This window comes from Shewanella livingstonensis (assembly GCF_003855395.1).
In the GTDB taxonomy this organism is placed as follows: domain Bacteria; phylum Pseudomonadota; class Gammaproteobacteria; order Enterobacterales; family Shewanellaceae; genus Shewanella; species Shewanella livingstonensis.
Genome location: NZ_CP034015.1, coordinates 2,765,839 through 2,781,048 on the forward strand (window position 1 = coordinate 2,765,839; position 15,210 = coordinate 2,781,048).

Here is a 15,210-nt window from a genome sequence, read left to right on the forward strand (position 1 = left end):
TGCTCTTTTTTATTGCCTTAAAAAACATTACACCGCTTTTTGATAAAACACTGCTTCAGTATCGCCTAAAGGATCGCGGTGAATACTTTTATGTTGAAACGTCATACCGAGTTTTTTCATAATCGCAATTGAGGCAAGATTGTCCTCTACAGCAACGGCACTCACATGAGTCACGCCATCAGGCTCACTGACTTTATCCATAACCGCTTTGGCAGCTTCTGTAGCATAGCCCTTACCCCAACAAATATGCTTAAAACGCCAACCTAATTCCAAGTTATGCGGTTGTGCTTGGGTGAAAAAGTGCATTGGCCTGACTAATACCCAGCCTAAATACTCGCCGCTTAACCCGTGTTGATCATTGGCGTCGCAATCGAGCGCATGGACTTTCCATAGCCCCCAGCCTTTTGCTGGATTTAAATATTGCGCTAACCTGGGGATCATCACCGTATCAATTTAATATTGAGTCGTTTTGGTTCCACCATTAAGGATGTGCATCACTCTTTCATCTTGGTCGAGTTCAAATAGTAATGCACTATCATTAAGGGTCATTAGTGATAACTGCAATCTAGGGGTATTGGCGACCAACATAGTATTTCTCCTTGGGTTGACACACAAGTTTACACAATGGCACAACAAACACTAAACATATCGATTAACATATACAGTAGAAAAAAGACTATTGGCAGTCGATAAATACACTGGCAGCAAAAATAACGGATGACGAAGAGGAAGGATTGTGGCTACTAAGAAACAAATCATATTACCCATCATAGTATTAGGAATTGGTATAGCCGGTTTAGTTGGGATATCAGCGTTAAAGAAGCCCCCAGAAGAAAAGCCCGCTGTTGATACCACGCCTTTAGTGTCAATTGAAGCTATAGAATACAAACCAATGACCTTTTCGGTTAGTTCATATGGGGTTGTTGCAGCAAAATACGATACCGAACTCGTGTCCCAAGTAAGCGGTGAAATCATTTATTTAGCCGATGCATTCGTTAAGGGTGGCTTTGTCAAAAAAGGGGATGTCTTAGCTAAAATTGACCCTAGTGACTATGAAGCAGGATTATTAGACGCTCAAGCCAATATAGCCTCATCTAAAGCCAATATGGTGCAAGAACGAGCCAATGCTGAAGTCGCCTTACGAGAATGGGCAGAGATCACCAGCAGTAAGCCTACCGATCTCAGTTTGCGTAAACCGCAATTAGCCCAAGAGTTAGCCAAATTAAAAAGTGCAGAAGCAGGTTTATTACGAGCACAGCGCGACCTGGAACGCACCATTATCCGCGCCCCGTACGACGCACTCATCTCCAGTCGTGAAATTGGTTTAGGTGCTTATGTCACTACTGGCAGTAAAATTGGTCATGTATACAATACTGATACGGCTGAGATCCGCTTACCACTCGCCGATAAAGAAATGCAATATTTAGATCAAAAAGGCACCCATGCTGAAGTCCGCATTGTGGGCAACTTTGCCGGAAGTAAACAACAATGGATTGGAAAAATCGTTCGCAGTGAAGGCGTCGTCGACAGTAAAAGTCGCATGACTTACCTAGTGGCAGAAATTGATGACCCGTATGGGCTTAATACAGATAAAAATGAATTACGTTTTGGCACCTATGTTACCGCTTACGTAGAAGGCAGTAATGCCGGTAATGTCGCCATAATTCCACGCCATTTAATTGTAAATGGCTTAGTTGCAGTAATGGATAACGACAAAACCTTACGTTATAAGCCCGTAACCATTATCCGTCAAGAAGGAGCCAATGTGGTTATTTCTGAAGGGCTTGAGTCAGGAATGCAAGTGATAACGTCAGCGCTTGATTATCCATTAGAAGGGATGAAATTGGCTTTGCCGGAAGACAAAGTCCTCCAGCAAGATTCAGTAGAAACCGACAAAAATGAACTTGCGATGGAAGGTAAATAAACATCATGGACGATACTAACAAAGGAATTATCGCCTGGTTTGCTCGTAATAGTGTCGCGGCAAACTTGTTGATGATCATTATTATATTGGGTGGTCTGTTGACGGCCAATACTATCCGTAAACAGTTCTTCCCTGCCGTTGAAATTAGTTGGATTCAGTTTAGCGCCATTTATCCCGGTACAGCCCCACAAGAAGTGGAAGAAGGCATTACCATCAAAATTGAACAAGCATTAGAAAGTGTTCAAGGATTAAAAAGGGTTATTACCTACTCTAACCGCAACATAGCTCAGGGGTATTTTCAGGTTGAAGAATCTTATGATCCACAGGTGGTACTTGAAGAAGTAAAATCTCAAATTGATTCTATATCAACATTCCCTGGCGGCATGGAACCTCCTCAAGTTGAACGAATCAAATTTAGACAAGAGGTCATGTATTTAAGTCTGTATGGTGACTTAAATCAAAAACAACTCAAAGACTTAGGCGAACGCATAAATGACGAAATTATGCAGCTGCCAGGCGTCAATATTAGCGAATATTATAGTGGCTTAGGTTATGAAATTGGTATTGAAGTCAGTAAAGATCGTTTACGAGAGTTTGGCTTAACCTTTAATGATGTTGCTGATGCCGTACGCGGTTATTCACGCAATATGTCTGCTGGACAAATTAAAGCAGAAAACGGTTACATCAATTTACGCGTTCAGAACCAAGCCTATGTAGGTTATGAGTTTGAACAGCTCCCCTTACTGACTCTAGATGATGGCACTAAGATTCTATTGGGTGATATTGCTACGGTAAATGATGGCTTTGAAGAAGGCATTCAATACTCAAAGTTTAATGGCAAAAATTCAGTAACCTTTTTTATTGGCGCGGCTAAAAACCAAAGTATTACTGACGTTGCCAAAACCATTAATGTTTTTGTTGATAAACAGCAAAAAATATTACCACAAGGGGTAATACTAGAACCCTGGGTAGACATGACTTACTACCTAGACGGCCGCTTAGAACTGATGCTCGACAGCATGAAAAGTGGGGCCATATTAGTCTTTATCATGCTGGCTTTGTTCTTGCGCGTTCGCTTAGCATTTTGGGTAATGATGGGACTACCAGTGTGTTTCTTAGGCACCCTATTGTTTATGCCAATGGCCTTTATCGATGTCACTATTAACGTTATTAGCTTGTTTGCCTTTATCTTAGTGCTGGGGATCGTGGTCGACGATGCGATTGTGATGGGCGAAAGTGCCCATAGCGAATCTGAAGAACATGGTCAAAGTATTGAAAGTGTTATCCGTGGAGTAAAAAAAGTCGCCATGCCGGCTACCTTTGGGGTACTAACGACGATTGCCGCTTTCCTTCCCATTACCATGGACGATGGCCCATCATCTGCATTTGGTCAAGCTATTGGTTTTGTTGTTATTTTATGTTTATTATTTTCATTGATAGAATCAAAGTTGATTCTACCTGCGCATTTAGCGCACATGAAAAAGCCAACCATTGTTAAACCCGGTTCAAAAAACCCATTAGATTGGTTGCGTAACGGGGTTAATTTTGTTCAAGGTAAAATTGATCGCGGCTTAACGAAATTTATTAAGTCTGTCTATCGCCCTTCCCTTGAATTAGCGGTTGAGTATCGTTACGCGGTTATTATGTTGTTTATTAGCTTGATTTTGATCTGTGTTGGGCTTTATATGGGCGGTTTGGTGCGTTTTATTGGGCAACCAAAAATCCCCCACGACTTTCCAAGAGTCACCGTTGAAATGAACGTTGATGCATCAGAAAAATCGACACTCGCGGCCGCACTGGCCATAGAGCAGACTTTATATGATGTTGATAAAAAGATTGAACAGCAATATGGCCAGAAAATGATTTCTGACATGCAAGTCGATCTTAAAGGGCAAACCACTGCTGAAGTGATGACTAAATTGGTCGACCCATCACTCAGACCAATGGATACTTTTGCGTTAGCAGACTTATGGCGTAAGGCGATGCCGCAAATTCCTGGGGTTAAATCGTTTAGTATTCAAGACAGTTTAATGGGCGGCGGTCGTGAAGACGGCGATATTAGCTTCAGGCTTGAAGGCAAAGATGAAAGCCAATTAGTGGCAGCGTCATTAGCCCTAAAAGCCAAACTAAATTCACTTAAAGGTGTTAGTGACGTAAACGACAGCCGTCAATCAAGTGCCAAAGAAGTGCAGTTCCAATTAAAACCGTTGGCCAATGCATTGGGTTTAACCTTAGCCAATATCGCCTCACAGGTTGGCAACAGCTTTTACGGTCTTGAAGCACAACGTATTATTCGCAATGGTGAAGAAATAAAAGTGATGCTTCGCTACCCTGAAGAGCAACGTAATTCAATAGCACTGGTACAAGATGTGATGATTAACACCCCACAAGGTGCAGAATTACCGCTATCTGAAGTGGCTGAAATATTGGTGGTTCAAGGCGTTAACAGTATCCGCCGCGAAAATGGTAACCGAACGATTAACGTATGGGCCAATGTGGATGCTGAACAAACTGAACCGTTTAAGTTAGCTAAAGATATTCGCGATAACTTTATGCCTGAGCTATTGATTAAGTATCCGCGGGTACACAGCGAAGTGTCTGGCAGTATTCAAGAGCAATTAGACAGCGCAGATACACAAATGCGTGATTTTATTTTATCGCTATTGCTGATTTATAGCTTATTGGCTATTCCACTGCGCTCATACATTCAGCCAATTATGATCATGTCGGTGATCCCGTTTGGTGTTATCGGTTCTGTAATGGGTCACATCATCTTGGGCATTGATTTAAGTGTTCTATCAATGTTTGGTATTATTGCCGCAGCAGGCGTAGTCGTAAATGATTCACTAGTGATGGTGGATTATGTCAACAACTCCCGCAAAGCCGGTATAGCCATGAAAGAAGCCGTGCTCAATGCTGGTTGCCGACGCTTTAGAGCGATAATGCTAACCTCATTGACGACCTTTATTGGCTTAGTGCCGATTATGGCTGAGACCAGTATGCAAGCACAAATGGTGATCCCAATGGCTGTGTCTTTAGCGTTTGGGGTATTGTTTGCCACAGTCGTAACCTTATGCCTCATTCCTTGTTTATACATTGCGATTGAAGATGGTAAAACGATGATGCGCAAACTTATCAACATTTATGTACCAACGCCGCATGCCGCAACAGAGCACTAATCGTTAGCATTAATGATTAGCAACGATAATAAAAAGGGCCATAAATGGCCCTTTTTTATTATCGCTTTCTATGTACCCTTATCTATTATTCTTTGAAGACGGATTTCTAGTCTTGGGCTAAGTTCAGCACGCTATTTCATCATGCTTTGATTGATTGTTACAGACAGACTGAGTAATTGGTTTTATGCATAAAATATCGACTGCGTAAAAATAGTCTGTTTAACATTATTCGATAAAATATTATGCTAATCTAAGCTTCATTACGGTGTTTATTGCCATACAGCTAAGGTCACATTCTATGAGTCAACGCAGCATTAGTGCACTTTTTAAGCCCACATCCGTTGCCGTCATAGGCGCATCTAATGGCAATAAACGCGCAGGTAAAGCGGTAATGAAAAACCTCCTTTCTGGTGGTTTTTCAGGACCCATTATGCCGGTGACGCCTAAGTATACCGCTGTTATGGGGGTGTTGGCTTACCCTAATATTGAAGCGTTACCCATTAAGCCTGACTTAGCCATTATTTGTACCAATGCCTTAAAAGTCCCCAGTATTGTTGAGCGCTTAGCCCAATTTGGCTGTAAAGTGGCGATTATTATGGCCTCAGGTATGGCATCGCAAACTGATGAGCAAGGTAACAATTTACTGGCGCTCACCAAACAATATGCCAAACGCTACGGTATGCGTTTGTTAGGCCCTAACAGTTTAGGAATGATTTTACCGCCTATAGGGCTCAATGCCAGTTTAGCCCACGCAGGAGCCAACGTCGGCAAAATTGCATTTGTGTCGCAATCTGCCGCCATTTGCACCACAGTCCTCGATTGGGCCAACAATAAAGGTATTGGTTTCTCATCGTTTATTTCACTCGGCGATGCCACCGATATCGATTTTGATGAATTACTCGATTATTTAGGTCGCGACAGTAAAACCAGCGCTATTATGCTGTACATCGATTCTATTAACGAAAAACGCCACTTTTTATCTGCCGCCCGCGCTGCCTCACGCAATAAACCCATCTTCGTGATTAAATCAGGCCGCAGCCGAGAAGGCGTGCAAGCCGCCATGCTGCATACCGGCGGGATCGGTGGTAATGATGCCGTTTATGAAGCTGCGTTTAGACGTGCGGGTATGCTAAGAGTTAACGACTTAATTGAATTATTTGCCGCGGTTGAAAGTCTGGCGCATTCGACCCCACTTAAAGGTGAGCGTTTAGTCATAATGAGCAATGGCGGCGGCCCTGCTGTGCTGGCAGCAGATGAGCTAATCATCAAAGGGGGTAAGCTGGCGCAATTATCAGAAAAAACGGTCGCCGAGCTTAACGCTATTTTGCCCAATACTTGGTCGAAACAGAATCCTATCGACATGATTGGCGATGCCGACAGTCAACGCTACGCTGATACCTTAAAAGTGCTAATGAGCAGTAACGATACTGATACCATTTTAGTGTTGCATTCACCATCAATATTAGGTGAGAGTGTCGAGATTGCTAACAGCATTATTGAAACGGTCAATCAACACCCCAATCGAAATAGAATCAATATGCTGACTAACTGGAGCGGTGAAGATTCAGCCTATCTTGCTCGTAAGCGCTTTACTACTGCGGGTCTTCCAACCTATCGAACTCCAGAAGGCGCAGTAAGAGCCTTTATGCACATGGTCGAGTATCGACGTAACCAAAAGTTACTCCAAGAAGTACCACAATCAATACCAGATAACATACCAACCGACAGCAAAGCAGCACGATCATTACTGCAGCGCGCCTTAGAAAACGGACAAACCGTACTAGAAACCCATCAAGCGGTGGATATTTTACACGCATACGGACTCAATACCATTGAAACCTGGTTCGTAAAAGATGTTGATGAAGCTGTTAACGTCGCTAACCAAGCAGGTTATCCTGTGGCGCTAAAAGTACAATCACCCGACATACTGTATAAATCTGATGTACATGGAGTTGTGTTAAATTTAACTTCAGATGAAGAAGTGAGTCATGCAGCTCACTCTATTATTGAACGAGTTCATCAAATTAATCCTACGGCAAAAATAGACGGCTTAATTATTCAAAAAATGGCCTTAACCGCTGGCGCACAAGAAATTAGAGTGTCGGTGATTAATGATCCAGTATTTGGCCCGGCTATTTGTTTAGGTGAAGGAGGCTCCGAATGGGACCCTACTCGCGATGCTGCGGTTGCCCTGCCACCGTTAAATATGGCATTGGCGCGCTATATGGTGATCCAAGCGCTTAAAACCCATAAATTGCGTGACCGTCACTTACCGCTAGGTTTAGACATGAACGCTTTGTGTGTAATGCTAACGCAAATTTCGCACTTAATTATTGATTGTCCAGAAATCGCCGAAATTGATATAAACCCAGTGTTGGCTGCAGGTGAGAAAATTACCTTGTTAGACGTCAATATGCGCTTGCATGACACCCCACAAGACAACATTAACCGCTTAGCGATTTTGCCCTACCCAAAGGAATTAGAACAAACTACTGTGTTAAAAAATGGTTTGCATGTGATGCTCCGGCCCATTTTGCCAGAAGATGAACCCAGGCACTTAGAGTTTGATAATTCATTAAGTGATGAAGACCGTTATAAACGCTATTTTGGGGTGCGTTCACGTATGACCCATGAAGAAATGGCGGTATTAACCCAAATTGATTATTCGCGCGAAATGGCATTTATTGCCACCACTATGACTGATGATGGTGAAGAGCTCACTTTAGGCGCGGTAAGAGCCTCTATTGACCCAGATAATACCGAAGCTGAGTTTGCTATGGCTGTGCGCAGTAACTATCAAGGGATCGGCTTGGGTAAGTTATTACTCGAAAAACTGATTGCCTACTACAAAACGAATAATACACCTGTTTTAATGGGTTTTACCATGTTTGAAAACCGTAACATGGCCAATCTGGCTAAGTCACTTGGCTTTACGGTGTCATTTGATATGGAAGAACATCTGATAAAAATGCACATGGATTTATGACCTAAAGCACAAGAACAAGAACAATAACATTGTCACTATCACATGGTATTGATTCACGCTAGATAAGCACCAGCCTAGCAATGACTCATAAAGCTTTATTTCATTGCTAGGCTTAAATAGGTCCACATAGCATTTTGCAGGATAAACAAATAATTGCGCTGACACTAGGGCCTGTTGATCTTTGCTGGTTGAATTTTGTTCGAGTTAAAAACGTTTTAATCGAGGCGAATGGATTGATGCCTAGTCATCTAAGCAAAATGCATTCAACAAAGAGTAAAACGTTTTTAGCCGAACCCTTCGGGCAGCGTTTGTTGGCCATTTTTACTGTGTTATCGACTTTTTATGTAGAATAACTACACCTCAAAGTCTCTGCCTTGTACAAATGGCCAACAATTCGCTGCAAAAATAACCTTGAAAGATCAACAGGCCCTAAGCATTGTGCGTGCAAAGACAACATTAATAACACCCATCATTTGCAATACTTGGTTCAATCGATAACTAATCAGATAGAGTAATCGCTAACCACATAGTGGATTACACTTGCCACTGAGTGAGGTGTCGGAGCCAAAACATTAATATCAATCAAGTTGAATTAGGCAAACTTCACGCAATTTTTACCGGCTGATTTGGCTATATAAAGCTGTTCATCCGCCCGTGAAAATAAAGTATCCACATCGTCACCGGTTTGAATTGTAGCCACCCCGATTGACACCGTAATATGGCCTAGGTTTTGTTTCTTTTCTTTGCCAATAGAAAGTTGTTTTAACGAAATTCTGTCACGGATTTTTTCAGCTACATTAACGGCATCATTAAGTTTTGCATTCGGTAACATCACCACAAATTCTTCACCACCATAACGGGCGACCAAATCGTCACCTTTGACTGTTTTTTTCATCGCTAAGGCAACATAAGCCAACACTTTGTCGCCAATTAAATGGCCAAAAGTATCATTAAACAGTTTAAAATCATCGATATCAATCATCAATAAACTGCATACCGTTTGGGTATCAATAAACTTTGTCATTTGCTCAGCGGCAAACAATTCATATGAACGACGATTTTTTAATGATGTAAGTTCATCCGTCATGGCCACTTTACTTAAGTTGTCCATTTCGTCTTTAAGATTGACTATTTCATCAGATAGCGACTCAAGACTCGCTGCCATGTGACGATTATTAGCAATGACTTGATCGACTTCAGCCGCAATGCTAATGACAATAAAGCTAAGTTCATCAGCATTTGGGTTAGTTTGAAGCTTTTCACCAAATTGATTGAGATTAGTTGAAAAAGATTCTGTACCAACATTTAATTGCTCAATTTTATTTAACAGACTATTAATCAGGATCTGAGTTTCGATTTGTACATTTTCAATAATCTCTGGTGAACGTTCTTCAATAAATCGATTGTACAAACCTAAATTAACTTCGGGAGTAAATTGGACACCATTAGCAATTAAACCATCAATAGCTCGTTTGAGGTTAAGGTTCGTCTCGGCGAAATAATCAAACCAAATAGCATAATTTTCTGGCGTGACAGGAATCGCTAGAGTTGCCATTTTAGGTAATGCTAAATGTAGGATATGCGAGGTTTGTTCAATATTTTGGCTATTATGCATCGCAGACGATACCTTATTAATAAATACAATGTGTCAAAGGTTATCAGTATGTTATGTCATACTTATTAACTAAACTCAATTATTGATCGTTATGATGAGCATTAAATGAGTGTAAATAATGTTTATTCATTTAACCCTTTTAATGCAAAACAGCGTTTACAGTAAATAGCTGAGCTAAACCGATACGCATTATTAACTCTTTTTAGTGTGATGAGCAGAAATAGTATGCCGTTATAATGCAATACGGTAGTAAATTTATTTTATGAGGACACAATATGAACCAGGTATCACTTGCTTATACAAAGAAACTCTCGGTTACTACAACCGTTATCATGGCTAGCATATTATCATTTGGATCCTATGCTACTAGCCCCATTGACAACAATAACCTCAACACCATTAAAATTAACAGCATGGTTATGGATCAGAGCCATTATCAACCGCTAGATGCCAGTAAAATGTACCCAGCCCCTACCACTGGAATGGTACAGCACGTGCTTACCTTGCCAGCGTTAACAGATGAACAAGATTACATGCTTGAAGTACAAATAGGTCAAAATAAAATCGTCGATTGTAATAAGGCTCAACTCATTGGTGAAATTAACACTCTGTCATTAGCTGGCTGGGGATACACCTATTATCAAGTAGACAACATAATGCAGGGGCCGACAACCAGAATGATGTGTACTGAAGCTAAAACGGCCAAATTTATTGTCCTCAATAAAGCAATGACACTCAGCTATGACAGCCGTCAGCCAAAGGTGTTTTATTTACCACAAGATACAGATTTACGTTACCGAGTATGGAAAACAACTAACGAGTTTGTGTTTAGTGGACAGTAGGCGTTGAGGCTCAAACGGCTTAAGTTTATACTTGAGCCACTTTTCATCAGTTGTTGATTTATGTCTATTTCATTTGTGTTAGTTGAACCCACCCGAGCGGCCAATGTTGGTGCTGCGGCCAGAGCGATTAAAACGATGGGCTTTGAACAGCTTATTTTAGTTAATTCTGCACTGCATTTAGAATCTGAGGCACAGTGGTTGGCTCACGGTGCACAAGATATATTAGCCAATACGATTATGGTTAACAGCTTAAACGATGTGCGTGAACAAACTGACTTACTGGTTGCCACTACCGCGCGTGAAAGAGGCAGCCCAAGGCGTTATTTATCACCTACAGAGTTAGTTAGCACATTACAAAGCAAACAGATATTACGGCCAATAGATATTCAACCTCACTCAAATAGCCATCCATCACAAAATAGAGCTCATTCGTGTGCAATTATCTTTGGTCGGGAGTCTAGCGGATTAAATAATGACGAATTAAGCCTATGTGATCTTTACAGCTACGTGTCATTAGCGGCTGAATATCCCTCACTTAATTTAGCGCAAGCAGTCATGGTGTTTGCATATCAACTCAGCCAGATAAATACAAAAATAGGTCTACAACAAGCACTGGCCACTGATACTGCGACAGATCAATTGCAAGCCTTAAAGGCTAAAGCAATGGCATTAGTTGAACAGATTGATGCTGGAGATGATAGCAAGCTTGTGCAATGGCTTAGCGATGGCATTGCCATGATGGGTAAACGTGATATGAAAATGGCTCATCAGTTGTTAAATAATATTGCTAAAAAACTTAAATAACCCAACAATTAACACTCAGCACACTGATAAAGTCGTTAGTGTGCTGAGCTTAATATATAAGCTCTAGTAACGGCGAACCCTTACTACTTGCATTATTTCAATTTCAAAACCGCCGACGACTTCTTTTGCCGGGTAGTAAATTAAATTGACTTTATGGTCTAACAAACTCTTAAATCGTTGAGGTCGCTTGTATTTAAATGGCACATCACAATCTTTAATCATTAATGTTTGTACCACCCATTCTCCAACTTGACGTTGAATATGGGACACCACCGTCACGCCTTCACTTTGTATTAACTCACCGTGTCGCTCTAACAGTATTTTAGGAACCGGTTTCATGAATTTACCTTCTTAACAGTATCCAGGATATCTTGATATCGATAAGCACTAAAACGTCCAAAGCCATCTAATTGTTTAACTTTCAAACGACTAAACATTGGCATTATCATGCCAGCAAGAAATTTAGCCTGCGTGGCAGTGGTTGGAGTGGGTAACGATTTTGCTTGAGCCACTAAGGTTAACGGTTCAAGCAATGTTGTCACTGTAGCCGAGTCTGGTAACGGAGCCACAGCTTGTTTGGATAAGACGGCAATTTGCCCACGACAAACACTGCAGTGTCCACATTGTTGTGGTACCGAGTGATCATCAAAATATTGAGCTAAATTCGCACTTAAACAACGATCAAGTTCAAAAAAATCGACTAGCTTACCAATCCGCACAATCTCTTTATGTTCATTCTCACTAAAATATTGACTGAGTTGCTGAGTCAAATGTTGTAATTGTTGCGGTGTCGCTAATGCCTGCTGTTGTACATCATACACTTGAGTGATTTTTTTTGTCTCAAGAATTATCAAATTCTGCTCAGCTAAATAGTCTAATGCCGCAACAACTCGCTGCCTTTCACAACCATGTTGTTGATATAAACTGTCAAAATCCAACTGTCCCCACACTTTTTTAAACTGCGTATGAGCAAACACTTGGGTAAGAAACTGTTGACGTTGATCATTAAATCGACTGAGAATGGCTTGCTTGTCTTCAATAAATCGATATTTAAATTCAGCAAAATAAGCATAACTTGGACGGAGCACGCCCAAAAGCTCTAGCTGGACAAAAAGTGTTTTCAGCGGCAGCGAACGAATATTGCACGCGGTCGACAATGGCGTTTCTTGGACTTCCCAGCGACCATTTTCGGTCTCACTCGCAATGATCTCTAATAACTGACCAATATTGTGTGATTCTGGAGTGTCACCGTAAACAAAATTTTCAACGGTGTTTAATCCGTCTAGGTTTGCTAACGTTACACAATGGGATAATTGACCATCGCGCCCTGCTCGGCCAATTTCCTGGCTGTAGTTTTCAATCGATTTAGGTAAATCAAAATGAATAACAAATCGAATATCGGATTTATCAATACCCATACCAAAGGCAATGGTCGCGACAATGACTTGTATTTGATTATCCATAAATTGTTGTTGGATTTGTTGACGCAGCGTTTGATCCATTCCCGCATGATATGCAGCAGCATTAACACCTTGGCGAATTAACTGTGCAGCAACGTCCTCAGCCGTTTGCTGTAAGGTGACATAGACAATGCCGGCACCGGTATAGGCTTTTACGGTATGTGTTAGCTTAGTGAGCTTTTGTTGCTGACTCACAGCAATCACCGTCAAATCTAAATTGGCCCGATAAAACCCCGTTTGTACCACCTGTTGAGGTGCTAAATTAAAACGTTTAGCCATATCTAATTTAACTTGTTCAGTCGCTGTCGCAGTTAATAATAAACTTTGCGGAATTGAAAACTCTTGGCAGTATTGAGGGATTTTTAGATAGTCTGGACGAAAATTGTGTCCCCATTCTGAAATACAATGTGCTTCATCGACCACCAGCAAAGAGATTGCTACCGAGTTAAGGAATTGCCTAAACCGTTCATTTTTAAAACGCTCAACTGACACCATCAAAATTCGCGTACGTTGCTCTCTTACGTCGCGCATGACTTGTTGAGTTTGCTCATAGGTTAAACTTGAATCAATACTGGCTGCTGCAATACCTTTACTGGCTAAAAATGCTAACTGATCTTTCATTAATGCCAACAGGGGAGAAATCACTAACGTGAGATTAGGTAATTGTTGAGCGCAAAACTGATAACACAAAGATTTACCCGAACCGGTAGGAAATATTGCTAATGCGGAATGACCCGCTAAAATCGTTTCAATAACGGCTTGCTGACCTTCTCTGAACTCAGTAAAACCGAATTGTTGTTGTAATAAGTGATGCAACGCCAGATCATCAAAAGGTGTTTGGGAGGCTTCAGGGCCTAGTGTGGCTGGATGTGTAAAGGGAGTCATAATAAATCCTGTTATTAACCCCAAACATAATAGGATTATACAATTAACAACAAGGCAGTGAGCCTTTATTTCTGTGGGTTAAATCTACAGTAAAGCGGACCAAAACTAAGGTTTACGGGCAATATACTGATTAATCAATTGTGTTAGTTTGTCTTCAAAATGCTCTTCTATTACATCAAGGTCTTGATCAAAAGAGCCAATAAACTTAATCGCTTTATCGCGAGACAACACCTTACCCGCAAGACTGTATTGAATTTCAATTAAGCTTTTATCTAAGCGAGGCGCAAGAAACCAATGACACACATCAGCATTTAAATTGACTAATGCACGTTCGGCAACTTGGCAAAAAGCATTGATATGATCGACGCCATCAGGCCCTAAACAACCAGGTTCAAGACGGTATAAAACAACTAATTTCTTAGTACTTATCTCTCTAGCGCTTTTGATCAACTCTTCCATAACGTGTACGACACTATCCTTAATAGAAAGCTGCAGATTAAAATGATATCCCGGCAAAAATTGTAACGTTAAACAAGGCTATAGCACCACAGCCGTAACTCATACCATAGGCGTTCAGTTAGCATCGCGTAATTGGTCACAATATGCAACCGTTTAGCGGGGATAAATCCATTTAATTAGCCACTAAGATCGTCGATTTAGCTTACTTATAACTGGCAGCTAAAGCGTGTTTAAACGCATCAATATACACCGTAATCGGCGTTAACGTTTCTTTGGCTCGGCGGTTACGCCCCAATAACGAAGATTCTACAAATAAATCAAACCAAGTGGACAATGCGACACCGTTTAGTGGCTCTTGGGCGGCGGTTAACGCTAACGCTGCAACTTCAGCAGTGCCCAATTGAAAATCATGGCTACCTTTACGTAGCGCATAAGTGGCTAAGGTCTCAGGTGCAAATGATAGTACTGGCATTTGATGTAAATATGGGCTTTTACGATACATTTTTATCGCTTCACGCCAACTGCCATCGAGCATGACTAACAATGGTGTTTTTGATTGACCTTGAACCGTTGATAACGATGCTGCGGTTATTTGATCAACAACGGCTTGATCGCTCTCAAGATATTGTTGTGGGAAAACTAAAAAAGGTTGATATTGTGGATCCGTTAATAACGCCAACATTGTGCTATCTGTCTCTGTGCGAGTCCATAAAAATGCATGTGTGTCAGGAATTAAATCCGCGATTAACTTACCGCTATTAGTTGGTTTTAATACTTCATCGTTATACATAATCAACATAAAACTGACATTAGTACTTAAATATTGTCGATGCATACAGGTACAAAATAATTCACCCAACAAGCATAAATTACACCTAACAAGTTTCTTTCCTCGCGCTCCAAAAGGTTTAGTCGACAAAGACTTTCGGTATTCATGCAAACGATGTACCGCGTGGATAGGTGCTTTGGTGGATTTTATTGATATGTCTGACATTAGAAAACTCTGAAGTGAAAAAAATTCATCACCAATACTGGTGATGAATTAATGTAGGTCTT

At 41.1% G+C, this 15,210-nt stretch carries 12 protein-coding genes; 5 read left to right on the plus strand and 7 right to left on the minus strand.

Annotation, left to right across the window (positions count from 1 at the left end; all coding sequences use genetic code 11):
• Positions 1 to 27: 27 nt before the first annotated feature.
• The gene (locus EGC82_RS11915; protein ID WP_341867771.1) at positions 28 to 441 is read right to left on the minus strand and encodes a GNAT family N-acetyltransferase; all 414 of its coding nucleotides are present in this window, start codon (positions 439 to 441) and stop codon (positions 28 to 30) included.
• A 12-nt stretch (positions 442 to 453) separates the two neighbouring features.
• Positions 454 to 588 (minus strand): GNAT family protein, encoded by a 135-nt coding sequence (locus tag EGC82_RS21810; RefSeq protein WP_341867772.1) that lies wholly within the window; start codon positions 586 to 588, stop codon positions 454 to 456.
• A gap of 148 nt (positions 589 to 736) precedes the next feature.
• On the opposite strand from EGC82_RS21810, the gene EGC82_RS11920 reads away from it, so the two are divergent.
• The 3 genes from EGC82_RS11920 (at position 737) to EGC82_RS11930 (ending at position 8,089) form a co-directional block, all read left to right on the plus strand.
• Positions 737 to 1,924, plus strand: coding sequence for an efflux RND transporter periplasmic adaptor subunit (locus EGC82_RS11920; protein WP_124730958.1), 1,188 nt, complete (start codon positions 737 to 739; stop codon positions 1,922 to 1,924).
• 5 nt (positions 1,925 to 1,929) lie between these two features.
• Positions 1,930 to 5,103 (plus strand): efflux RND transporter permease subunit, encoded by a 3,174-nt coding sequence (locus EGC82_RS11925; RefSeq protein WP_124730959.1) that lies wholly within the window; start codon positions 1,930 to 1,932, stop codon positions 5,101 to 5,103.
• Between the two features lie 298 nt (positions 5,104 to 5,401).
• Positions 5,402 to 8,089 carry a bifunctional acetate--CoA ligase family protein/GNAT family N-acetyltransferase gene (locus EGC82_RS11930; RefSeq protein ID WP_124730960.1) on the plus strand — a complete coding sequence of 896 codons (2,688 nt, stop codon included), beginning with the start codon at positions 5,402 to 5,404 and terminating at the stop codon, positions 8,087 to 8,089.
• Positions 8,090 to 8,681: 592 nt separating this feature from the next.
• On the opposite strand, the gene EGC82_RS11935 is transcribed toward EGC82_RS11930, so the two are convergent.
• Positions 8,682 to 9,704, minus strand: coding sequence for a GGDEF domain-containing protein (locus EGC82_RS11935; protein ID WP_124730961.1), 1,023 nt, complete (start codon positions 9,702 to 9,704; stop codon positions 8,682 to 8,684).
• A gap of 275 nt (positions 9,705 to 9,979) precedes the next feature.
• Here EGC82_RS11935 and eco point away from each other — a divergent pair, with 275 nt between their 5' ends.
• Entirely contained in the window at positions 9,980 to 10,546 is a 567-nt protein-coding gene (eco, locus tag EGC82_RS11940) for a serine protease inhibitor ecotin (protein ID WP_124730962.1), read from the plus strand.
• 60 nt (positions 10,547 to 10,606) lie between these two features.
• Positions 10,607 to 11,350 carry a tRNA/rRNA methyltransferase gene (locus EGC82_RS11945; RefSeq protein WP_124730963.1) on the plus strand — a complete coding sequence of 248 codons (744 nt, stop codon included), beginning with the start codon at positions 10,607 to 10,609 and terminating at the stop codon, positions 11,348 to 11,350.
• 63 nt (positions 11,351 to 11,413) lie between these two features.
• On the opposite strand, the gene EGC82_RS11950 is transcribed toward EGC82_RS11945, so the two are convergent.
• The 4 genes from EGC82_RS11950 to EGC82_RS11965 all read right to left on the minus strand — a co-directional run bounded on the left by EGC82_RS11950 (position 11,414) and on the right by EGC82_RS11965 (position 15,148).
• On the minus strand, positions 11,414 to 11,689 hold the full coding sequence (locus tag EGC82_RS11950) for a hypothetical protein (protein ID WP_011637386.1): 276 nt from the start codon (positions 11,687 to 11,689) through the stop codon (positions 11,414 to 11,416).
• Complete coding sequence (locus tag EGC82_RS11955; RefSeq protein ID WP_244212458.1) at positions 11,686 to 13,695, minus strand: RecQ family ATP-dependent DNA helicase; 2,010 nt, start codon at positions 13,693 to 13,695, stop codon at positions 11,686 to 11,688. The genes EGC82_RS11950 and EGC82_RS11955 overlap by 4 nt, the downstream gene beginning before the upstream one ends.
• Positions 13,696 to 13,800: 105 nt before the next feature.
• Positions 13,801 to 14,154 carry a hypothetical protein gene (locus EGC82_RS11960; RefSeq protein WP_124730964.1) on the minus strand — a complete coding sequence of 118 codons (354 nt, stop codon included), beginning with the start codon at positions 14,152 to 14,154 and terminating at the stop codon, positions 13,801 to 13,803.
• 202 nt (positions 14,155 to 14,356) lie between these two features.
• Entirely contained in the window at positions 14,357 to 15,148 is a 792-nt protein-coding gene (locus EGC82_RS11965; protein ID WP_124730965.1) for a tRNA-uridine aminocarboxypropyltransferase, read from the minus strand.
• Positions 15,149 to 15,210: the final 62 nt, after the last annotated feature.